This window comes from Candidatus Marinimicrobia bacterium CG08_land_8_20_14_0_20_45_22, from assembly GCA_002774355.1.
Classification (GTDB): Bacteria; Fidelibacterota; UBA2242; order UBA2242; family UBA2242; genus 0-14-0-20-45-22.
In genome coordinates, this window is record PEYN01000199.1 from 1 (window position 1) to 23,636 (window position 23,636).

The following is a 23,636-nucleotide window of genomic DNA, read 5'->3' on the forward strand; positions in this document are numbered from 1 at the left end:
GGCTTCTTTTAATTAATCAAAAGGTTCTGTTGTCTTACTGTAGCGAGTTGATTCTGGCATCGAAACTGATTGCCGATTTTATTTACACAAAACGCGGTTGGAAGTTGCCTAAACACAATGTGTTACTAAATGGCGCCGACTTGCCAGAGCCAATCACGCCGGACGAAAAAGCCGCCATCTGCAAGCAGTTCGATGCGGAAAACCGACCGTTCTTTCTCTACTCAGGAAGCCTTTATCGCTGGTACGACACACTCGGTCTTGTCAAGGCGTTTCATTTCGCACTGCATCGCCGACCGGATTTGAAATTGGTCGTTATTGGTTCTGGCGACGCCGAACGCGAAATGCACCAATATATTCAGATTAATCATCTTGGCGATTCAATCCTTTTGACTGGAACGATGGCGCATGACATCTTGCAAAAAGTCATTCAGGCCGTAGATTTTTGCATCGTTTATTATCCGGGCGAACCGACTTACTTTGGCACTTCAACGAAAGTCACCGAATACATGGCGGCCGGTAAACCGGTAATTTCGACGCCGCACATGCTGGAAATCATCGAAGATGGCATCACCGGATTTATGACAAAAGGCTCTTCACCCGAAGAGTTCGCCGCCAAACTGATCGAAGCGGTTCAAAATCCCGAACTGGCGCGAAAAGTCGGTGAAAACGCCCGGGTTCAAATTGCATCCCGGTTTTTGTGGAAACATTACATCCGGCAGTTAGTGGGCATTTATCGATCGGTGCTTGATTGAGAGGCTTTTAATATGTGCGGTATCTGCGGAATATATCATCAAGGTAAAATCGAAGTCAGTCCGGCACAAATCTGCCGGATGCGCGATTTGATGATCGAACGCGGGCCCGATTCCGCCGGCTATGAACTTCTGCCGGAAATCGCTCTGGGTCATCGGCGGCTTAAGATCATCGATCTCTCGGATAAAGCCAACCAGCCGATGACCAATTCAGACCGCAGTATCTGGACGGTTTTCAATGGCGAGATCTACAACTACCGCGAACTCCGTCAGGAATTACTCGCTGGCGGCTACCACTTCAACTCTAATTCCGATACTGAAGTGCTTTTGCATGGTTACGCGGAATGGGGGACCGAATTATTCCGCAAGATTACCGGCATGTTCGCCATTGCCATTTACGACTCCCGGAAGCAACAACTGATTCTCGGCCGCGACCGGGTCGGCAAGAAACCACTCTACTACGCTGATAAATCCGGTGTGATATATTTCGCCTCGGATATTAAGGTCATTACTTCAGTTTTACCTTCCCAGCCCATGGTCAGCCTGCCGGCATTGGACTGCTACCTGCACCATATCGCCGTTCCCGATCAACATACTATTTTCGAAGGTATCCGGAAAATCAGTCCGGGTTCTTTTCATATATTCTCAGAAAATGGTCAGGTTGCCACGACCTACTGGGAATGGGATTATTCCCACAAAGTCGTCAACGATGAAGCCACCATTTTGCAGACCTGCGAAGAATTACTCATTCAGGCCGTAATGCGCCGGACGATCAGCGACGTGCCGATCGGCACCATGCTCAGCGGCGGTGTGGATTCCAGCCTCATTACTGCCATTTTATGTCGGAATGCCACCCGGCGAATTAAGACTTTTACAATGGGTTTTAAGAATTATCCGATGGAGGACATTCTCGCCGCGCGGGAAGTCGCGAAATTATACGACACCGATCATACCGAACTGATTTTGGACCACAATGTCACCGAAAACCTGCTGGAACTCGTCTGGCAGTTCGGCGAGCCGTTTGCCGATTCCTCGGCGATTCCCACTTATTTAATTTCCAAAGCCGCCCGCCAATACATCACCGTCATGCTGACCGGTGACGGCGGTGACGAAGCTTTCGGCGGTTACGGCCGGACGATCGTCCCCCGCAATGCGCAGATTTTCTCCCGGATAATTCCGCCCTTTCTTCATCCGTTGATCGGTAATATTTTAGGCGGTTTGGCAATTAATCCTGAGAGCGATTCGGTACTCGGTAAGGCTTTGTATTATATTGATTACCTGAAAGGTTTCCCTTACGAAAGCTTTTATAATACGATGGGATTTCACAAATACCGGACTTCTTTATGGAATCCGGAATATCTGTCCCGGATTACCGATCATAATCCGCTCCACCCTTTTCATGAAAATTTCAATAAAGTCAAAGGACTGAATCCAATCGATCAGGTATTGTTCACGGATGGCATGACCCGCCTCGTGTACGATTATTTAGTTAAAATCGACCGGGCAACCATGGCCAATTCAATCGAATGCCGTTCACCATTTCTCGATACGGCTCTGCTGGATTATGTCGCTAAAATTTCCCCAAAATTAAAGTTTAAAAATCATCAGACTAAATATCTCCTGAAGAAGATCGCGGAAAAATATCTGCCCAAAAAACTCCTTTACACCGAAAAACGCGGGTTTGGCGTTCCGGTCGACCGCTGGATTCAAAACGATCTGAGTGGAATATTCGAAACGGTTGTTTTCAACCGCTATGCCCGGCAACGCAATTATTTCAATTATGACTTCATCCATAAGATTTGGAGTGACCAGCGTACCAGTGTAAAAGATCATAAACACCGTCTCTGGTCGCTGTTTTGGCTAGAACTGTGGCAATTGATGTTTGTCGATAAAATCATCACGCGCGATATGCCGCTTAGGGAAGTTGAACGAATCCTGAAATGAAAAAAATCAACGTTCTGCATATTATTGGAAGTTTACAGGTCGGCGGTGCTGAAAAATCGCTGCTCTTACTTTTGCAAAATATCGACCGTGCGCAATTCAATCCGGTCGTTGTGACCATGTATTCGGACGACATGAACGATTTTTTCTATGACGATTTCCGCAAATTGAATATTCCTCTCTACCATCTGCACCTGAAATCCTGGCGGGATGTCGCTACTTTCCGGGAGTTACGGAAAATCATCCAGCGGCATCATATCGACATCGCCCATTCGCATTACGGCTTACTGGAATTTTTCGGGACGCTTTTCGCGCGGCTGGCCGGCGTCCGGCATTGCGTTTATACCAAACACAACCTGCGGATCAAGACTGATTTGCCTTTCCAACTCGGGCGCATCCTGCTCAATCGCTTTTTAGCTGAACGAATATTTTCCATTTCGCGCACCGTCACTGAACATTTAGTGAAAACTGAATTCGCGCGGAGCAATTGCATCCGGCTCGTTTACAATCCGGTCGAAAATCCGGTTCTGCTCAATACTAGACAAATCACCGCACTAAAACATGAATGGCAAATTCCCGAAAAGAGTTTTATTATCGGAAACACCAGCCGATTTGATCCTTTTAAGGGATTCGATATTTTCTACCTGACGCTGAAATATCTGCAGGAAATGGGTATTCTCGCGCACGCAGTAGTCATGGGCAATGCGACTAATCAGACAGAACACCGCCGGATCATCGCGGAGAACAATCTTCAGAACTTTGTCACGATTCTGCCGTTTCAAAAAGACCTTAGCCGGGTGTACCCGCTGCTTGATTGTTACCTTTTTCCCTCGATTCATACGGAAGGTTTCGGGATCGCCCTGCTGGAAGCGATGAGTTACGGTCTGCCGGTCGTCGGCCTTAACATCGGCGTTATTTCCGAGATCATCCACAACCGGCACAACGGGCTTTTACCGTTTCCGGCTAATTGGGAAAAGACCTTTGGAGGCGACAAAGCAACGGCTGCAAAAGCTCTTGCTCAGGCTATCGCCGAATTGCACACCGATCCGGAATTGTACCGAAAAATTTCTAATAATGCGAAGGTCACCGCGGAAAAATATTCGGTTGCGAATTTTGTTAATAAATTGGAAGCGGTATATTTGGAATTAGTCCGATGAAAATCTTAGTACTCACCGATCTCTTCCCGACACTGCAAAATCCCAACCACGGAATTTTCATCTATCAGTGGGCATTTCATCTGGCGAAAATGTGCGACATGACAGTTTACCAGGTCATTTTTCAGGAGAAAGATAAACCGATCGATAAAGTCATGACGGATCGTTTCCGCGAAATTTACCCGCAAAGCCAGCCGTTTGTCTGGATTCAGCGTCCGAAAACCATCAGCCGGTTCGATCGCATCTGGCGGCGTTCGCGGCAATTTTACAAACAAGCTGAAAACGACTTGGCGGAATCGATCGGCGAATTTGATATTATCATCGGTCAGATGGGTTGCCCCGGCGGATATGCGGCGGTTAAATTGGCAAGGAAATATGGCAAACCTTCGATTGTCGGATTGAGGGGCTCTGATGTAACCAGCTATTTGAAAATACCAATCTTAAAACGGCAGGCTAAATGGACCTATTTACACTGCGACCGGATTGTGACTGTTTCTGAAGATTTGAAAAAGCAACTATCGTACTTAAAGATTAATTCAAAGAAAGTGTCTGTTATAAGAAACGGAATCAATCCAATTTTTCAGATTACAGATAAGGCCTTATCCAGAAAAAAATTAAATCTGCCTGATAAACCAATCATTTTATTCGTGGGATATCTAATTCCGCCCAAAGGTGTAAAATATCTGATTAATGCCATATTAAAAATGAAGAGACATCCCGATTGTCAGTTATATTTAATTGGAGAAGGTGATGAGGAAGCAAATTTAAAAAAATTAACCGTTGAAAGAGATACGTCAGATCGTGTTTATTTTATTGGTGAAGTTAACCAATCTGACATGGTTACCTGGTACAATGCCACAGATCTTTTTTGTCTACCAAGTCTTCGGGAAGGAATTCCGAATGTAATGCTCGAAGCTTTAGCTTGCGGAATACCTGTCGTTACAACCGATATTGGAGACAATAGCAAAATCATTAACGAAAACAACGGTGTATTAATATTACCAGAAGATGCCAATCTTTTAGTTAAAGCTATTGAAAAGACACTATCTCAAAAATGGAACCGGGAAGTAATCCATCAATCAGTTGCAGGTTTTAATTGGGAAAAAAACAGCAATACTTATTTTGAGACGATAAGCCGCACGATCGAAGCTCATTTAAAGTGACGATGAAAAACCAAAAACTGACTACTTTCTATTTTTGTTTCGAGGGTTTCAGCCGACTCGGCAATATCAATAACCACATCCGCGAAACCGTCAGTTGGCTGGCGAAATTCGGACATAAAGTGCACTTTTTCAATCCGGACATCGTCAAGCCGACATTTGACGCTAAAGTCACTATTCATCCTATCCCAGTAATTAATATACCGCTGCTACGCTGGATAATTTTCGAAGTGCTGGCAGTCGCAAAACCGGTGGTGGCATCGGCAGTCGGCGGTATTCCGGAAATTCTGGCAAATTATTCAGGCGGTTTTCTATGCCAACCAAGCGATCTAAAATCCTTACTTACAGCCACAAATAATGCTCTTAATTATACTGGCAAAATAGCACCGAGCCGGACCTATTCCTGGAATAACAACGCCGAGCTATACCTGAAATTAATCAAGATGGTGAAATAAGGCATGAAACTCATTATTCACAATGCTCGCCATCCTTGGCTCGTAAGAATTTAAAAAGGGCAACTCAAATGAAACTAACTGATATACTAAAAGATTCCAATTACGATCTTTCGCTATTTACAGAAAACGACATCAAGACTCTTGAGGCAAAAATCAAGATAGCCAATAACAAACCTTACGTCGATTGCATCATCCGTGAAAAAGAAGTCCATCTAAAACCGGAAGAAGTCATCCGTCAGCTTTATACCGCAAAACTTATCAACGATTATGATTATCCAAAAAAGCGAATACGGTTTGAGCATCCTGTTCGGTTTGGGAGCACTGAAATAAAATCCGCTGATATTGTTATCCTTGATAAAGATAGTCCAACAACGGCATATATTATCGTTGAAGTCAAGAAACCGAAGCGAACGGACGGAAAAGAACAACTTAAATCGTATTGTCATGCTACTGGAGCTCCTATCGCTGTTTGGTTAAATGGCAAGCAGATTTCTTACTTTAATCGCAAAAACCCGAATTTCTTTGAGGACATTACCAACATCCCGAAAGTGGATCAAACCCTCGAGGACATTTTAAAAGAACGCTTCACCTGGCGGGATTTAATCGTTAAAGACATCCTCTTAAATAACAGAATCACACTCAAAGCCAAAATCGAGGATATGGAAAACGAAGTCCTCGCTAACGCCGGCGTGGACGTTTTCGAGGAAGTATTTAAGCTCATCTTTACCAAATTATACGATGAGAATAAAAGTTATCAGGATAGGGCGGTTATAAACTATTTTCTGAAAAATAAAAATTTGCCTCTGGTGGCTGAACCAACGCCTACTTTCGGAAATACGATGGAACGATCTTTTGATGACATTAAGGCGGCGCTTCGGCAAGTTGATGCTTCATCTTTTCGATTGCTTGAATTCAGGAATACAGGTCAAACCGACGCTCAACTAAAAGAAAAAATTCAACGCCTCTTTGATGAAGCCAAAAAGAAATGGCCAGGCGTTTTTTCCGATGAAAGTAAAATCGATCTCTCGCCTTCGCATTTATCAATCTGCGTTTCCAGCCTTCAGGACGTAAAACTCTTTAATTCTAATCTTCAAGTCATTGATGAAGCCTTTGAATATTTAGTCAGCAAATCCGCAAAAGGCGAAAAGGGTCAGTATTTCACACCTCGCCATGTGATAGATATGTGCGTCAAGATGCTCAATCCCCAACGAGGCGAATACATGATTGATCCCGCCTCCGGCTCCTGTGGATTTACCGTACACACAATTTTTCAGATTACAGGCCATCTTTTTGAAAATACCGAGATTTCAGCGGAAGAAAAAGACGATGTGCTAAAGGTCTTCGGCATTGACTTTGACGAAAAGGTCGTACGTGTAGCTCGCACGCTTAATCTGATCGCCGGCGACGGCGAAACAAACGTCCTGCATTTAAACACTCTTGATTATGACCGCTGGCATGAGAAAGTGAATAATCCCGACTGGCGGGATACTTACGGAGCGGGTTTCAGACGGCTTGAATCCTTAAAAGTGGAGCGTAATTCAAACAAGGAATTCCTCTTTGATATTCTTATGGCCAATCCACCTTTTGCGGGAGATATTAAAGAGTCAAATATCATCCACAAATACGATCTTGGATTTAACGCAAAGAAAAAGCCAAAGTCAAAGGTCGGCCGGGATATTCTTTTTATTGAGCGCAATCTGGATTTCCTCAAGCCCGGCGGACGCCTCGCTATAGTATTGCCTCAAGGCCGGTTTAATAACACCTCTGACAAGGACATTCGGGAGTTTATTACCGGTAAGGCCCGTATTCTTGCAGTCGTAGGTTTGCACGGAAATACCTTTAAACCTCACACAGGCACAAAGACCAGCGTTTTATTCCTGCAAAAGTGGGACGATAAGCTATGCCCTAAAAAAGACGACTATCCCATTTTCTTCGCTGTATCAGACAAATCGGGAAAAGACAATTCCGGCGATTACGTCTATGTCAAAAATGACGACGGCAAGTCCAAGTTAGACAAATACGGCCATTTGGTCGTTGACCACGACCTGCATAATCACAATGGCGAACTGCCGGACGGAATCGCCGAGACATTTATCGACTGGGCGAAGAAAGAAAAAATGAGTTTCTGGAAATAGAAAGACAAAGATTCTCCCTGCGCTGTGGAGAGAATTATCCCTAACAACTGATTATTGAATTGGAGATTTCAATTGGATCAAGAGATTATGCCTACAACGAAGATCGCGATTTTTAGAAAAAATGAAATCCGGAAAACCATACATAACAATGAATGGTGGTTTGTTATCAAGGATGTGGTGGTTGCGCTGACTGATTCCGTGCAACCGGACGGCTACATCAAAGACATGCGCCGACGCGATCATGAACTTTCCAAAGGGTGGGGGCAAATTGCCACCCCCCTTTCCGTTCAGACTCCGGGAGGCTTGCAAAAGCTCAATTGCGCCAATACGGAAGGGATATTCCGTATCATTCAATCCATCCCTTCACCAAAGGCGGAACCGTTTAAACGGTGGTTAGCGCGGGTCGGTTATGAGCGGGTACAAGAAATCGATGACCCCGAACTGGCTACCAGACGCACCCGTGCGCTTTACAAAGCCAAAGGTTATTCAGATGATTGGATAGAAAAACGCATGCGTGGCATCGCCATCCGCGAAGAACTGACCGATGAATGGAAAAGGCACGGCGTTGAGAGAGACAAAGAGTACGAGATACTGACCGCCGAAATATCCAAAGCTGCCTTTGGCTTGACACCGAGTCAATACAAAAAACTTAAAGGCCTTGAACGGCAGAATCTCCGTGATCATATGACGGACCTTGAGATGATCTTTTCCATGCTGGGAGAAGCGGCTACAACCCAAATTACCAAGGTGGAGCATCCGGCCGGTCTTGAGGGGAACCGTCAAGTATCCCGGCGCGGTGGAAATGTGGCCGGTGTAGCGCGGAAGAAACTGGAACAGGAAACCGGTGAAAAAGTTGTGAGCCGACAGAATTATCTGCGAGAACCGCAGAACACGAAACCGACAGAAAAATTGCCGTCTGGGCGAAAAAAGAAAAATTGAACTTATGGACGTAAGCGATGCAAATTTCACTTATCAGAAAAAATAAACTAGAGCGCACGCTTAGGATTGATAGCGAATACTATCAACCAAAGTATTTAGCCATAGAAAAGGCTATTTCGAGACTAAAAAATATCAAACCTTTAACTGATTTATGTAGAGTATCAGATGGCAATCATACGTCAATTGCTGAACATTTTAATCTTGACGAAGGTGTTCCTTATTATAGGGGACAAGATATTACGAATTTTTTTCTAGATAATGTCACTCCTGTTTATATACCCAGAAAAATTTATGAATCTCCAATAATGAAAAGATCCCACTATAAAAGTGGGGATGTTTTATTATCAATTGTTGGAACCATAGGTAATCTTTCCTTGGTAACAAAAAATATTAAAGAGGCAACAGGTAGTTGTAAGATTGCGATTTTACGACCTAGTAAAATTGAACCTGAATATTTAGCGACATATTTAATGTCAAAATATGGGAATGAACAAATAAAAAGAAATACCCGTGGCGCTGTGCAGACCGGTTTAATTTTGGAGGATTTCAATCAGATCATTGTTTTAATAGCTTCTAACAATTTTCAGAATTTCATAAGCAAGATTGTTAGAGAATCTGTAAAACAGAATGATAATTCTATGGAAGCATATGAATATGCCGAGCAAATCCTTCTTTCCGAACTTGAGCTTTTGAATTGGAAGCCGAAGCATTGCCTATCTTTCGTCAGGAAATTGTCCGACACCGCCGCCGCCGGGCGCATCGACGCCGAATACTTCCAGCCGAAATATGATGTAATTCTTGGATCTGTGAAAAAATATAGCAATGGTTTTGATCTGGTTGGTAATTTATTCAAACAAAACAGGAGTAGTTTTAAGAATAAGCCTGACGAGTTATATCGTTATGTTGAAATCAGTTCTGTAAATACGTCATCCGGTGAAATCGAACCGCTATTATTATTGGGGAAGGAGTTGCCAGCCAACGCAAAAATCAAATTAAATGGCGGCGATTTGATAATCTCAAAGGTTAGAACTTATAGGGGCGCTGTTGCTATTGTGCAGAGCGAAGGATTTGTCGGGAGCGGGGCATTTACAGTATTGGAAGAATCTGAGAATATAAATAAGGAAACAGCCTATGTTTTCTTTAAATCTGATCCGGTATTGAAATTATCCCTGAAATACAACGCGGGAACATCTTACCCTGTCATCGATGATAAGGATATTTTAAATCTTCCATGTCCGCTAATACCTGAAAAAACACAAAGGGATATAAAACAAAAAATCACGGAAATGTATGTCGCAAAGGCGTTGTCAAAGCGTCTGCTTGAGATCGCCAAGCGCGGCGTTGAAATGGCAATTGAGAAAGATGAGACTACGGCAGAACATTGGATTAACAAAGAAATGAAAAAGTTAGGATTGGAAATATGAACACCGCCTCCAACTGGAAATTACCTTGCGTTTTGTGCAATTTCACATTCCCACAAACAGTTAAAGTATCCGAGATTATTGATATCCACTTCCATGAAATTTCAAAGCAGGTATTTGAATTTTCATGGTAAAATTATATTTTAAAGTTGAAGTCATGAACCTTACTGCCTTCATCAATAACCAGGATATATAACCATCAAAAACCGGCATTTCACAATCTTTTATTTTTGTTTCGAAGGCTTCAGCCGCCTCGGCAATATCAATAACCACATCCGCGAAACCGTCAGTTGGCTGGCAAAGTTTGGACATGAAGTGCACTTTTTCAATCCGGACATCGTTAAACCCACTTTTGACGCTCAAGTCAATATTCACCTGATTCCGGTTATCAACGTTCCGCTCCTGCGTTGGATAATTTTCGAAGTGCTCTCACTCTTAATCCTGATATTCAATGTCATCAAACACCGGCCTCAGCATCTGTATTTCCGCGAAACATCGTCGTTTATTCCGCTGATTGTCTCGAAACTCTGCCATATCCCGCTGACCATTGAAGTCAACGGCTGGGTGCTGGAAGAATTGCGCCAGACCGGTTATTCGCCCTGGAAAATCGCCTATATGCGCCTGAATCAGCGCCTCAATTTCGCTTATTGCGAGCGAATTATTCCAGTCAGCAAGGGTCTGAAAAATCTGATTTGTGCAAATTATCCGGTTAAAACCGCCAAAGTAATATCCATCGCAAACGGTACCAATCCGGAAGTCTTTCGCCCGATGCCGAAATCAGAAGCTCTATCCAAAACCGGTTTGCCGGATACGCCGACCGTCGGATTCATTGGGAGTTGCTACCATTATCATGGCGTCCAGTACCTGATTCAGGCCGCACCATACGTTTTGGAAAAACTTCCGCAAACCCATTTCGTAGTTGCCGGCGACGGCGCCCAACTTGAAGAATGGAAAGCCCTGAGCCGCGACCTGAAAGTGAATGAAGCCTTCACTTTTACCGGGAAAGTTCCTTTCAACATGGCGCCGTTTTTTATTAATTCCTATGACATTTGCGTGGCGCCCTATGATGTGGATTTATTGCTAGGATCCCCCATGAAACTTTTCGATTACTTCGCCTGTGGAAAACCGGTTATTGTAAGCCCGGCATATGGAGTGGTTGAAATAATTAATGAATATCATTGCGGGATAATCTGTGACGTTAAAAATTCCGAAATGTTCGCTGAAGTTCTCGCCGATCTGCTTTCTGATCAGAACAAACGCGAATCGCTGGGAACGACTGCCCGCGCCGTTGTTACACACCATTTCACCTGGGAAATCACCAGCCGGAAGATCGAACAGGTATTGAACGGAATAAACTGATGTATAGCAAATTTGTCAGGCATTTTTACTTTCCAATGACCCAGCGCATTAAAGGCGAGTCAATCACTGAATACCTGAAAATTCTGAAAAGCAACGAACAGCTACCGTTGGAGGAGTTACAAAAAGTCCAGATGACCAAACTCGGACATATTCTCAAGATTGCCTACCGCAACATTCCGTATTATCGCGCGATGTTCGATAGACTCAATATCCAACCGGAAGAGATACGCTCGCCGCAGGATTTCGCGCGATTGCCATTATTGACGAAAAGAGACGTTGTGGAAAATCTCGACCGGTTAATCGATCGGCACTACACCGGCAAGATCTATCCGGGCAAGACCAGCGGCTCGACGGGTATTCCATTGAAATTTTACGTCACTGGAGAATATAACAGCTGGGATTGGGCCAGCCGCTGGCGGGCGCGTAACTGGTTCGGTGTCCAAATCGGCGATCCGGAAGTGGCGATCTGGGGTCGGCCGCTCTATTCGACAATCCGGAAGTTTATTGATCCGCTAAAAGGCCGTATCAGGAATACGATGCTCATTTCCGGTTTTGAATATTCGGAAGAAAAGTTAGAAAAATTCAGTCGCCAGATTCTCCGGTTTAATCCTTATTACTTCTACGGTTATGCGAATAGCATTTACCGTCTGGCACTCTATTTCAAAGACCGCGAACTGCAGATTCCGGATCGTCTGAAAGCAATTTTCGTTACGGCGGAAACTCTCTTCCCGCAGGAGCGCGAGCTCGTCGAGTCTGTCTTTCAATCTCCGGTTTCCAATGAATATGGCTGTTCGGAGATAGGCGGCTTTGCCTACGAATGCCCCGCCGGCAGATGGCATGTCTCCCTTGAAAATGTCTTCTTAGAGTTTGTCGAAAACGAATACGGCGTCAAAGAAGTAGTCGGCACATCACTGACCAACGAATATATGCCGTTCATTCGTTATCGCATCGGCGACATCGGCGAATGGTCAGATGAAAAATGTCCCTGCGGATGTAATTTGCCGATCATGAAACTGCGTACCGGTAAAGCGACAGACATCGTCATTATGAAAAATGGTCAGACTTTCTCCAGCGAAATATTCGACTACCTGAATCTGGCCTTACTCGATCAAAAGCGACGACCTTTCAACCAGTACCAAATCATCCAGACCAAGCCATATCATTTCACGATTCGCTATGTGAAAAGTCCAGGTTTTGACGAATCAGATTTAGCGCTTTTCCGCCAGTTATTCGAGAAAACTGTGCAGGATAACAATCTTGAAATCGAATTCGAACCGACGACAGAAATCAAACCGGAATCGACCGGTAAAATGCGGTATTTTATATCGGAAATAAAAAAATAGCAGGTGTATGGTGTTCGTGGATTTTAACAACTGTATTCCTCCGCAACGGCTGATGTTTTATAAAATTTGGGAATAATTAGATACAATGATAAATGCTGATACAAAGAACAATCATCTAACCATGATGACTCGGAACGAGGCGGAAAGAATCCTTCAACAGCAGTTTGGTTTGAACCATTTTTATGACCGTCAATGGGAAACAATCCAAAGTCTCATGAATGGTGAGCGGGTGTTGTTGATCGAAAAAACCGGATTCGGCAAATCACTCTGCTTTCAGTTTCCAGCGACATTATTTTCAGGAACGACTATCGTGTTTTCACCGCTTATTGCATTGATGCGCGATCAGGTTAAGGCGATGAATCGTCTCGGTGTTCCTGCACGATGTATCAATTGTGAACAAACTCCAGAGGAAAATTCCAACGCTATTCGGGACGCCCAAGAAGGAAAAGTAAAGATTCTCTATATCGCTCCCGAACGGCAGGAAAACAATGAATGGATTGAAGCCACCCGGCAAATGAGACTGTCAATGGTCGTCATCGACGAAGCACATTGCATTTCGGTCTGGGGACACGATTTCCGCCCCGCCTTCAGACGAATCATCACTCTTGTCAATCTCCTACCGGTGAATTTACCGGTCTTGGCAACTACTGCGACGGCAACCCGGCGCGTCGAACGAGACATTGCTTCCCAAATGGGACAGAAAATAAAAGTCCTACGCGGGAATCTCATGCGGGAAAACTTTAAATTGTTTGTCGCTCGGGCCAATTCCGAAGATGAGAAAATGGTCTGGCTCGCCCGCAATCTCGAAAAGCTTCCCGGCACCGGCATTTTGTACACCGGAACAAGAATCGCTACCGATCTTTACGTTCATTGGCTTCAACGCAACAATATTTCCTGCATCAACTATAATGCCGGTTTAGAAGCCGACACCCGAATTGAGATTGAAGATGGCCTCATGAAAAATCGTTGGAAATGCGTCGTTTCCACAAACGCTCTTGGAATGGGAATTGACAAGCCGGATATTCGGTTCATCGTTCATACACAAATTCCACAATCGCCTGTCCATTATTATCAGGAAATCGGGCGCGCGGGTCGGGATGGTAAACCGGCGTACATCATCCTGTTTTATAACCCGGCAGATCGCCAACTGCCGGATGCTTTTATTGAAGGAGGCAGACCGGCAGTCGCTAAATATGAACGCGTCATCGCCGCAATTAGGAATGAACTACTGGGCGAAAAGGAATTGATGAAACAAACCAATCTCAAACAGACGCAGATACGGGTAATTAAATCTGACCTGATTGAACAAGGAATCATCCGGGAAGTCACAATCGGACGTAGTAAGAAACTCGAATATATCCGCAATTCTCTGCCGCTGAATAGTCATGCCTTTCAGGAACTGAGAAACGCAAAAAAATCAGACTTGGAAAGCATGATTCAATATGCCGAAACCGATCAATCGCGGATGAAATTCCTCTGCGAATTTCTCGGTGATACAACGACCGCTAATTTTAATAACTGCGACAATTCCGGCTTACAGAAAATCCACATTGATTTTTCATCGGAATGGCAACAGAAGATTGACGAGTTTCATGAGAACTATTTCCCGGTACTCGAAATCGGCACAAGCAAGACTGCTCTCGTTGATGGGATCGCGGCTTCATATTATGGCATTTCGCGCGTTGGAAATGCCCTACATCATTCCAAGTACGAAAACGGCGGCGATTTCCCCGATTTTTTACTTCAACTAACTCTGAAAGCGTTCAGAAAGAAATTCCGTGACGAGCGGGTCGATTTAATTCTCTACGTCCCGCCGACCGTTTCGGGGAATCTGGTTCAAAACTTTGCAGTGAAAATCGGTCGTTCTCTCAATGTTCCGGTATCTCATGATCTCGTCAAGATCAGGCAAACCAAAGAGCAGAAAATCTTCGAAAATTCCTATTTGAAAGGCGATAATGTCCGGGATGCTTTCCAAAACAATTCTCTGCAAAATCTGACCGGAAAAACGATTTTACTGATTGACGATATCTATGACAGCGGCGCAACAATTAAAGAAATTGGACGGATGTTGACCCATTTGGGAGCCGGTAAAATCATCCCTTTAGTCATCGCAAAAACCGTCGGAGGTGATACACTATGATTGATTCCGCTTACTGGATGGCGCTGGCACATTTGCCCGGCTGGAAGCACAGGCGAATAAATGAATTGATCATCTGGTTTCATCATGAAAAACAAATCCCCATCTCAGATTTCTTTCAGCTACCAAACAATATTTGGCAATCGGAGTATCAACTGACGACAAAAGAAATATCAGACTTATGTCAGGCAAAAGCCGACCTGCCGAATCTCGCTTTCTTAGCAGAGAACTTGCTTAATCAAGGGTTTGAACTGATACCAATTACATCGGCGAATTACCCGTCAACATTAAAGAATAATCTTAAAACGACTCATGCTCCCTCATTACTGTACGTTAAGGGCAACATACAACTACTTCATGAAAATTCCATCGCGATTGTCGGTTCCAGAAATGCGTCCAATGTCGCTCTGCAGTTTACTGACAATATCGCCAAACGAGCCAGCCAGGATTATCAGGTTATCGTCAGCGGGTTCGCCAAAGGTGTCGATAGACAGGCTCTTGACTCAGCTATGAAGTATCGCGGACATAGCATCATCGTCCTTCCGCAGGGCGTATTGACATTCGGAACGGGTTATCAGACTTATTATAAGCAAATTGTAGATGGAGACGTGCTAGTTTTAAGCGTCTTTCTTCCGAAAGCCCCGTGGAGGCCGGAACTCGCCATGGCAAGAAATCCGATTATTTACGGATTGGCGCAGGACATCTATGTCGCCGAATCTTCCGAAAAAGGTGGCACGTGGTCGGGTGTCATCGATGGAATACGGAAAGGCAGAAAAATCTTTGTCCGAAATCCCGAACCGCACGAGAAAAACGCAAATGAACTCCTAATAAGGAAAGGTGCTATTCCAGTCAGCTTTTCTGGCGAAGTTCTCCCACCTAAAATATACCCTGATTCATTGAAACCCGACTTCCAACCGATTGCCGCTGAACCCACAACTACACCAGAAAACGAAAAACAGATTTCATTATTTTAAAAATCAGATAAGATTGAAAGGTTATCCAACATGACCACTATCGCCACCATCGTCGGCGCACGCCCACAGTTCATCAAATGCGCGCCGGTTTCCCGAGAAATCCGCAAACATTTCACCGAAATCCTGATCCACACCGGTCAGCATTACGATTATAACATGTCGCAGGCATTTTTCGATGAACTCGCCATCCCGGAGCCGGACTTAAACCTCGGTATCGGCAGCGGCAATCACGGCGAACAGACCGGCAGAATGCTGATCGAACTCGAAAAAGTTTTGCTGAATGTCAAACCCGATCTGGTTCTGGTTTATGGTGATACAAATTCCACGATGGCAGGCGCGCTCGTCGCCGCCAAACTGCAAATTCCGGTTGCGCATATCGAGGCCGGACTGCGCAGTTTCAATCGCCAAATGCCGGAAGAGATCAATCGCATCGTTACGGATTCGATCTCAAAATACCTGTTCGCACCGACTCAAACCGCCGTCAACCACCTGCTAAACGAAGGCTACCGCGACCAAATTCATCTTGTCGGCGACGTCATGTACGACGCATTTCTATATAACAGCCAGATCACCGGAAATGCTGATAAATTGGAGCAATTCGCTGTACAGCCGAAACAATATTATCTCGCCACCGTTCATCGCCCGCAAAACACTGACGATCCCGCCATCTTAAAAGCACTTATTAGTACTTTAACGAACTTAAACGGACTTACCATTTTTCCCATCCATCCCCGGACTCGTAAATTGCTAAAACAATTTGAGATAAAAGTGGATTTTGAAAACCTAAGATTCATCGAACCGGTCGGCTATCTGGATATGCTGGCTTTGGAAAAACATGCGCGATTGATCCTCACCGATTCCGGTGGCGTTCAGAAAGAGGCCTATTTCGCCGGCGTGCCGTGTCTCGTCCTGCGCCCGGAGACCGAATGGGTGGAACTCGTCGAGCAGGGCTGGGCGAAACTCATCCCGAACCTTCGGGACTTTCAGCGCATTCCGGCCGAGATCGAACGCTTCGCGGATTTCCACAGCGAATCGACGACGCTCTTCGGCGACGGCAACGCCAGCCGGAAAATTTCTCAGATTCTTAGTCAGAAGCAATAGGTTATTTCAAGGATTCGCTTGAAAGATTGGATATCACCCCTAAAATCAATTATATTAAAACATGAATATGCATCTAAGTAAAAAACAGATAGAAGAAATTCGTCATTCTTGCCGGAAGCTACAGGTTAAATCGCTATTTGCCTTTGGCTCTGTCGTCTCCGATACTTACCGACTCGACAGCGATATTGATATGCTGGTCGATTTCACAGTCCGGGATCCTTTGGAATACGCGGATCGTTATTTCACCTTAAAACAGCGGCTCGAACTGATTTTGAATCGACCGGTGGACTTACTCGAATCAAAAGCCTTGAAAAACCCGTTCTTACAGGCCGAAATCGACCGTTCAAAAGTATCTATTTATGGATGAATCGATAAAAATTTGGCTCGCTGACATACAGTCAGCGATTGGTGAAATAAAACAGTTCATACCACTAAAAAAGGATTTCACATGGTTTTGCAATGATTTAAAAACCATCAGGGCTGTCGAACGTAACCTCGAAATCATCGGCGAAGCAATTAATCGAATCGTACAAAAATCTCCCGGTATAAAACTAAAAAATACCCGCAAGATCGTAGATACGCGTAACCGAATTATCCACGGATATGATACGGTTTCAGACGAAATTCTCTGGGCAATTGTAATTCGTGATCTTCCAGAACTCGAAAAGGAAGTGAATGAATTGCTAGACATCTAATACTGATCGACCATTTTTAGCAACGGCTACGCCAGCCGGAAAATCGCGCAAGTCCTTAAGAATCCAGAACTTTCTTAAACTGGTTTAACCTAACTTACCCTACGAAACAATAGAGGAAAAATGAAAATAAAAATCTTCACTTCATTTTTACTGGTTATGGCGCATTTTCTGTTCGCCGTCGGTCAAATAACTGAAGCCGAAAGTCAATTAAAAGCCAAATCGGCCGCTACTCACGAAGGCTGGAAAATGGGTGGCGTGACGGCCGCGAACCTGGCCCAAACCTCTTTAACCAACTGGGCGGCCGGCGGGCAAAATTCGGTTGCGATCAACGGATTGTTCAGTATGTTTGTCAATTATAAAAAAGACAAAATAGTCTGGGATAATTCGCTGGATATCGGATATGGCATTCTCAAGCAAGGTAAAGACGTCGATTTCATGAAAACCGACGATAAAATTGACTTTCTGTCGAAATACGGAAAGGAAGCGTTTACGAATTTTTACTACTCAGCGTTATTGAATTTCAAGACCCAAATGGCGCCGGGTTATAATTATCCGAACGATTCCATAAAAATTTCCAATTTTCTGGCGCCGGCTTATCTTTTGGCGGCGCTTGGTATGGATTATAAACCGAACGCTAATCTGAGTGTTTTTATGGCGCCCGCTACTGGCCGCCTGATCATTGTCAACGATGAGATGTTGTCTAACACCGGGGCTTTTGGAGTCGATTCCGGGAAAACAGCCAAAGGCGAATTCGGCGGCTACGCGCGCCTGATCTACTCGCGCAACGATTTTAAAAAAGCATTGCTGAAAAACGTTTCCTTCACGACCAAGATCGACGTGTTTTCCAACTATTTGAAAACTCCGCAGAACATCGACATCAGCTGGGAAACCCTGATCGCTTTTAAGATTAATGAGTATATCTCTTTCAATATTACGACCCATTTGTTGTACGACGACGATACGAAAATCTCGATTGATGACAATAACGATGGTGTTATCGACGACTTCGGCCCGCGCGTTCAATTCAAAGAAATACTCGGCGTCGGTTTTTCTTACAAATTCTAACCGCAAAGGATTAATATGAAAGTGAAAGTAAAAGTTAATACGAAAATACTGCATGAATTCAAAGCCTTCGCCGTGCGCGGCAATGTAATCGACATGGCCGTCGGCATTATCATCGGCTCCGCTTTTGGGAAGATCGTTAGTTCGATTGTTAATGACGTCATCATGCCACCCATCGGTCTGCTGGTCGGCGGCGTCAATTTTATTGATCTGAAAATTGTGATGAAACATGCCGTCGGTGATAATCCGGACGTGACGTTGAATTACGGCAACTTTCTGCAGGTGACTTTTGATTTCCTGATCATCGCATTCGCCGTATTCATGGTAATCAAAGCGCTCAGTGCCGCTAAAAGAAAAGAGGACGCCGCACCATCGGCTCCCCCGGCTCCGACCAAAGAGCAGGCTCTCCTTACCGAAATCCGCGATTTGCTGAAAAAGTAAAATCAGTCGGAAAAGTAAGTTCATACCGTGTCAGCGGAGACGGTTATGCCGCAGTGGAAGATCCAGTCTGGTATTGGTTCAAAGTGACATTTCCATATACCGGCGTGGATTTAGGAAAAGCGGGGACAATATCTTCGAGTTTCGATTTTCAATTCGGCTATTTTCCAATTCTATCTAAGACATCAAATACCTTTGGGTTGGGCCAAATCGAAGATTTAAAATTTTGCCATATTAATTTCTCTAAAGACATGTTCTGCCAGGTTATTAGACGTTACAAAACATTAAATAAAATGAAAAAAAGTCGCCAACTGCGCACAATGCTACAATTTATAGCGGTTTTATTCATACTTATGATTGGCGGTTTAATGTCGCCAGTCAATGCAACGGTAACGCTAACCTCGACGAATCTGCCGATCTTCGTAATCGATACGCACGGGCAAACAATCATCGATGAGGCGCGGATTGTCGCCGACCTCGGCATCATTTACAACGGCGAAGGTCAGCGCAATCTGGTCACCGATCCGTTCAACAATTACAACGGTCGGATTGCGATTGAATTACGCGGAAGCAGTTCTATGGATTTTCCGAAGAAACAATACCGATTCGAAACTCAGAACAATCTCGGCGAAGATTCCAGCGTCGCGCTGGTCGGCCTGCCTCGGGAAGCCGACTGGATTCTCAACGGTCTCTACGATGATAAAACGATGCTCCGCGATGCTCTGGCTTACGGACTTTCGAATGATATGGGGCGTTATGCCAGTCGCGTCCGATTTTGTGAGTTGATCCTCAACAATGAATACATGGGCATTTACCTTCTTCTTGAGAAAATCAAGCGCGATAAAAACCGGGTAGATATTTCTAAATTAGAGGCATCCGAAATAATTGGGGATGATCTGACCGGCGGATACATCATCAAACTTGACAAAACGGATGGTGAAAACGTCGGCGGCTGGAATTCTTCCAAAAGCATTTACTACCAATATCATTACCCGAAACCAGATGAAATTGTCAATCAACAGAAACAATACATCCAACAATTCATCGCGCATTTTGAAAACGTGATGGCGAGTTCGGATCGGGCAAATCCAGTGACTGGTTACCCTTCGATCATTGACGTCGATTCGTTTGTCGATCACTTCATTATGATCGAATTTTGCCGCAATATTGACGGCTACCGTTTGAGTTCGTATCTCTATAAAGACAAAAACAGCAAAGACGGAAAAATGTACGCCGGACCGATCTGGGACTACAATCTCACATTCGGTAAAGCTTGGTATATTTCGGATCAGAATATTTTCACCGGCTGGGAAGTCGATCATAACAAACGGATTGTGTCTGATTATCCTAAAGTTCCTTTTTGGTGGGAAAATCTGGCGCGCGATCCCGGCTTCGCTCAACGCGCCGCCGAACGCTGGAGTGAACTCCGCGCCGAAATATTGGATTATAACAATCTAAGCAGCCGCATAGATTCAATGGCAAATTACATTGCAGAAGCCCGTACCCGCAACTCCGCCCGCTGGCCGGAAATGGGCGATGCCGTCGTTTACGCCAACGAAATTATCTATCTAAAAAGCTGGATTTGGAAACGAGTCGACTGGATCGATGCCAATATCACCAACCTGAGTGCGATTCAATCCGATCCGTCCGATCGCCTGCCTATCAATTTTTCTCTTGGACAAAACTATCCTAATCCGTTCAATGCCGAGACCCGGATTCAATTTGCCACGCCGGAAGCCGTAAATGTAAAATTGGAAATCATCAATTTTAAAGGCCAGCGGGTTGCCAAACTGGTTGATGAAATCGTCAATCCCGGTTCCTATGAAATCCGCTGGAATGCCGGTGAAGTTGCCTCCGGAATTTATTTCATCTATTATCGGGCTGGCGACTTTAAGGCAATCCGAAAAATTACACTGTTGAAATAGAAAACATAGTGTGATGAAACAGAATATTCATTTCTCAATACAAAATTTTATTTACAGTTCCCGAGTCACTCTTTACTTGTTACTCAAGTATGCATAAATGAAAGGTCGCAAAATAATGTCACTCAAATTCCCCGTACTGATGACGCTTTTTATCGCCTATGCCCCGCTTTTCGCCGGCTTCGAGTTCCTCGGCAATATCAAATCGCAGGCTGTTCACCTGAACCGCGTCGAATTCAAAACCGATAACGCTCTGTTCAATATCTACGTTTACGATGATAACGTCATTCGCTTCCGCTATACCAATCAGAAGGAATTTTCGGCAATGCCGTCCTACGCTGTTATTAGCGGATTACCGGCTAAAGCGGCTTTCACCTTCAAGGATGATGGCAAATATTTTACTCTGGCGACCAAAACCCTGAAAGTGCGCATTGCCAAATCGCCCGGCCGGGTTTCGATTTACGATGCGGCCGGAAATCTGATCAATGCCGACGAGGAATCTTTCGGCGTCAGTTTTGACAACGACGAAGTTCGTTGCTATAAGAAACTCCTGCCCGGTGAGAATTTCTACGGTCTCGGCGAAAAGAGCGACGACCTTTGTAAAACCGGCAAGGAATACACCCTCTGGAATACCGATTTCTGGGCGTACGACGACCGCACCGACAAACTTTATATCTCGATCCCGTTCTTTTACGGCATCCGCGATTTCAAGGCTTATGGCATCCTCTTCGACAACACGTACAAGTCACACTTCAATTTCGGCGCGGAAAAAGGCGAGCTGGATTATTACTTCATTTATGGTCCGGAAATGAAAAAAGTCCTGACATCCTACACAAATCTGACCGGCCGGGCAGAATTGCCACCGCTCTGGGCGCTGGGTTACCAGCAAAGCCGCTGGAGCTACTTCCCGGAAGCGGAAGTGAGCGCACTGGCTACGAACTTCCGTACCAAACGAATTCCATGCGACGTGATTTATCTCGATATTGATTATATGAATGGCTACCGCGTTTTTACCTGGAACGAGGAACGTTTTCCCGAACCGGCTAAGATGCTCGGCGATTTAAAGAAAGACGGTTTCAAGGTCATCCCGATCATTGATCCCGGCGTCAAAGCCGACACAAATTATTTCGCGGCGCGTGAAGGTCTCGCCCAAGACCTGTTCGCTAAATATCCCGACGGTCAATTTTACCAGGGCGAGGTCTGGCCGTCCTGGGCCTATTTCCCGGATTTCACCAAAGCCGCCACGCGCACCTGGTGGGGTGCTAACCTGGCGCGTCTGCTCGCTGACGGCGTGGCCGGTTTCTGGAATGACATGAATGAGCCAACCGTCTGGGGCACCCATTTTCCCGACATTGTCCAGTTCGACGGCGATGGCTATCCAACCGATCACAAACGCATTCGCAATGTTTATGCGCTGGAAATGGCGCGCGCCACCCGTGAAGGCTTGCGAAAGCATTCCGACCAGCGGTACTTTGTCCTGACCCGCGCCGGATTTGCCGGAATTCAACGCTATTCGGCCGCCTGGACCGGCGATAATGTCGCCAACGAATTGCATTTAAAAATTGCCTGCCGCATGTCGCAAAACATCGGCCTGAGCGGGATTCCGTTCATCGGCAGTGACGTTGGCGGATTCGTCGGTAATCCTTCGGAGCGACTGTATATCCGCTGGATGGAACTCGGCGCCTTCACCCCGCTTTTCCGCCAGCATGCCGCTTGGGACACCCGCCGCAAGGAACCCTGGACATTTGGCGTGGATGTCGAAAACGCCGTGCGCGATTTTATCAATCTGCGTTACCGCCTTCTGCCTTTCCTCTATAATGAATTTTATACCGCCCATAAAACCGGCTGGCCGGTCATGCGCCCGCTGTTTTTCAATTTTCAGGACGACCCGGAATGTTACCGCACCGAAATTCAGGACCAATTCATGCTCGGCGATAATTTACTGGTTGCCCCGGTGCTCTCCGAAACCGACGAGTTCAAGCGGTTTTACCTGCCTGAAGGCGACTGGTACGACCTGAACCAACAACGATTCTATTCCGGTAAACAGTGGATTCTCCAGGCTGTACCGCTGAAACAGATTCCCTATTTCCTGCGCGCGGGCGGTTTCCTGCCAATGCAGGCCGTTCAGCAGTACGTCGGCGAAAAAACTATCACCGAAACGGAAATGCTGATCTACCCCGCCGGCGAAAGCTCCTATACACTTTATGAAGATGACGGCATCTCCTACGAATACGAAAAAGGCGTTTATTCCCGGACGCAATTCACCTGCCAGACTGCGACCGATGCCTGTAAAATTACTGTCAGCCGCGAACAGGCTGGTTTCAAGCCGCTGCGCCGGAATTACCTGTTCAAAGTCATCTCCCAGCACCCGCCGGTCAAGGTCAGCGTTGGCGGCAGTCCGCTTTCCCTCGTTAAATCGGCTGAAGATTTATATCAAAAAGCGGAAGGCGTTTATTATGCGACTACCGACCAGATGATTCTGATCAAAACGCCCGACCGCAGGGATTTCGAGATAAAAATACAGTACTAAAAGACCCTTTTTCTCTTCTAAAGTATCCATTTTCCCGGCACTGATCTCCGTTTCCGCGGCATTTACGCTTGTGTCCCGGGCTAAGCCGTACTTTTCCCGGTCTAAAGTGTCCCTTTCCCGG

20 protein-coding genes are annotated in these 23,636 nt (G+C 45.3%); 19 read left to right on the top strand and 1 reads right to left on the bottom strand.

Annotated features, from left to right (window positions below; all coding sequences use genetic code 11):
• The 8 genes from COT43_11355 to COT43_11390 form a co-directional block, all read left to right on the top strand.
• A partial coding sequence (locus COT43_11355) for a hypothetical protein (protein PIS27254.1) occupies window positions 1-752 on the top strand: 752 nt, incomplete at its 5' end.
• A gap of 12 nt (window positions 753-764) precedes the next feature.
• Window positions 765-2,693 carry an asparagine synthase (glutamine-hydrolyzing) gene (gene asnB, locus COT43_11360; GenBank protein PIS27255.1) on the top strand — a complete coding sequence of 643 codons (1,929 nt, stop codon included), beginning with the start codon at window positions 765-767 and terminating at the stop codon, window positions 2,691-2,693.
• Window positions 2,690-3,847, top strand: coding sequence for a hypothetical protein (locus COT43_11365; GenBank protein ID PIS27256.1), 1,158 nt, complete (start codon window positions 2,690-2,692; stop codon window positions 3,845-3,847). Before asnB ends, COT43_11365 begins: the two co-directional genes overlap by 4 nt.
• Window positions 3,844-5,007 (top strand): hypothetical protein, encoded by a 1,164-nt coding sequence (locus COT43_11370; GenBank protein ID PIS27257.1) that lies wholly within the window; start codon window positions 3,844-3,846, stop codon window positions 5,005-5,007. Before COT43_11365 ends, COT43_11370 begins: the two co-directional genes overlap by 4 nt.
• Before the next feature lie 2 nt (window positions 5,008-5,009).
• Complete coding sequence (locus COT43_11375; GenBank protein ID PIS27258.1) at window positions 5,010-5,459, top strand: hypothetical protein; 450 nt, start codon at window positions 5,010-5,012, stop codon at window positions 5,457-5,459.
• A gap of 68 nt (window positions 5,460-5,527) precedes the next feature.
• The gene (locus COT43_11380; GenBank protein PIS27259.1) at window positions 5,528-7,594 is read left to right on the top strand and encodes an SAM-dependent methyltransferase; all 2,067 of its coding nucleotides are present in this window, start codon (window positions 5,528-5,530) and stop codon (window positions 7,592-7,594) included.
• Window positions 7,595-7,681: 87 nt separating this feature from the next.
• Window positions 7,682-8,533 (top strand): phage antirepressor protein, encoded by an 852-nt coding sequence (locus tag COT43_11385; GenBank protein ID PIS27271.1) that lies wholly within the window; start codon window positions 7,682-7,684, stop codon window positions 8,531-8,533.
• Between the two features lie 17 nt (window positions 8,534-8,550).
• Complete coding sequence (locus COT43_11390; GenBank protein ID PIS27260.1) at window positions 8,551-9,957, top strand: hypothetical protein; 1,407 nt, start codon at window positions 8,551-8,553, stop codon at window positions 9,955-9,957.
• Window positions 9,958-10,032: 75 nt separating this feature from the next.
• On the opposite strand, the gene COT43_11395 is transcribed toward COT43_11390, so the two are convergent.
• Window positions 10,033-10,266 carry a hypothetical protein gene (locus COT43_11395; GenBank protein ID PIS27261.1) on the bottom strand — a complete coding sequence of 78 codons (234 nt, stop codon included), beginning with the start codon at window positions 10,264-10,266 and terminating at the stop codon, window positions 10,033-10,035.
• Between the two features lie 3 nt (window positions 10,267-10,269).
• On the opposite strand from COT43_11395, the gene COT43_11400 reads away from it, so the two are divergent.
• The 11 genes from COT43_11400 (at window position 10,270) to COT43_11450 (ending at window position 23,515) form a co-directional block, all read left to right on the top strand.
• Window positions 10,270-11,313 (top strand): hypothetical protein, encoded by a 1,044-nt coding sequence (locus COT43_11400; protein PIS27262.1) that lies wholly within the window; start codon window positions 10,270-10,272, stop codon window positions 11,311-11,313.
• Window positions 11,313-12,656: a hypothetical protein gene (locus COT43_11405; protein ID PIS27263.1), complete on the top strand. Its 1,344-nt coding sequence runs from the start codon at window positions 11,313-11,315 to the stop codon at window positions 12,654-12,656. The genes COT43_11400 and COT43_11405 overlap by 1 nt, the downstream gene beginning before the upstream one ends.
• 124 nt (window positions 12,657-12,780) lie before the next feature.
• A complete protein-coding gene (locus COT43_11410) occupies window positions 12,781-14,796 on the top strand; it encodes a RecQ family ATP-dependent DNA helicase (protein ID PIS27272.1) in 2,016 nt (671 codons plus the stop codon).
• Entirely contained in the window at window positions 14,793-15,767 is a 975-nt protein-coding gene (locus tag COT43_11415) for a DNA transporter (GenBank protein ID PIS27264.1), read from the top strand. Before COT43_11410 ends, COT43_11415 begins: the two co-directional genes overlap by 4 nt.
• Window positions 15,768-15,797: 30 nt before the next feature.
• Window positions 15,798-16,868 (top strand): UDP-N-acetylglucosamine 2-epimerase (non-hydrolyzing), encoded by a 1,071-nt coding sequence (locus COT43_11420; GenBank protein PIS27265.1) that lies wholly within the window; start codon window positions 15,798-15,800, stop codon window positions 16,866-16,868.
• A 67-nt stretch (window positions 16,869-16,935) separates the two neighbouring features.
• Window positions 16,936-17,235 (top strand): nucleotidyltransferase, encoded by a 300-nt coding sequence (locus COT43_11425; protein PIS27273.1) that lies wholly within the window; start codon window positions 16,936-16,938, stop codon window positions 17,233-17,235.
• Window positions 17,228-17,563, top strand: a complete 336-nt coding sequence (locus COT43_11430) for an antitoxin (protein ID PIS27266.1) — start codon at window positions 17,228-17,230, stop codon at window positions 17,561-17,563. The genes COT43_11425 and COT43_11430 overlap by 8 nt, the downstream gene beginning before the upstream one ends.
• Before the next feature lie 120 nt (window positions 17,564-17,683).
• Window positions 17,684-18,628 (top strand): hypothetical protein, encoded by a 945-nt coding sequence (locus tag COT43_11435; protein ID PIS27267.1) that lies wholly within the window; start codon window positions 17,684-17,686, stop codon window positions 18,626-18,628.
• A gap of 15 nt (window positions 18,629-18,643) precedes the next feature.
• Entirely contained in the window at window positions 18,644-19,066 is a 423-nt protein-coding gene (mscL, locus tag COT43_11440) for a large conductance mechanosensitive channel protein MscL (GenBank protein PIS27268.1), read from the top strand.
• A gap of 53 nt (window positions 19,067-19,119) precedes the next feature.
• Window positions 19,120-20,988 (top strand): hypothetical protein, encoded by a 1,869-nt coding sequence (locus COT43_11445; protein PIS27269.1) that lies wholly within the window; start codon window positions 19,120-19,122, stop codon window positions 20,986-20,988.
• A gap of 97 nt (window positions 20,989-21,085) precedes the next feature.
• Window positions 21,086-23,515, top strand: coding sequence for a hypothetical protein (locus COT43_11450; GenBank protein PIS27270.1), 2,430 nt, complete (start codon window positions 21,086-21,088; stop codon window positions 23,513-23,515).
• The last annotated feature ends 121 nt before the right edge of the window (window positions 23,516-23,636 follow it).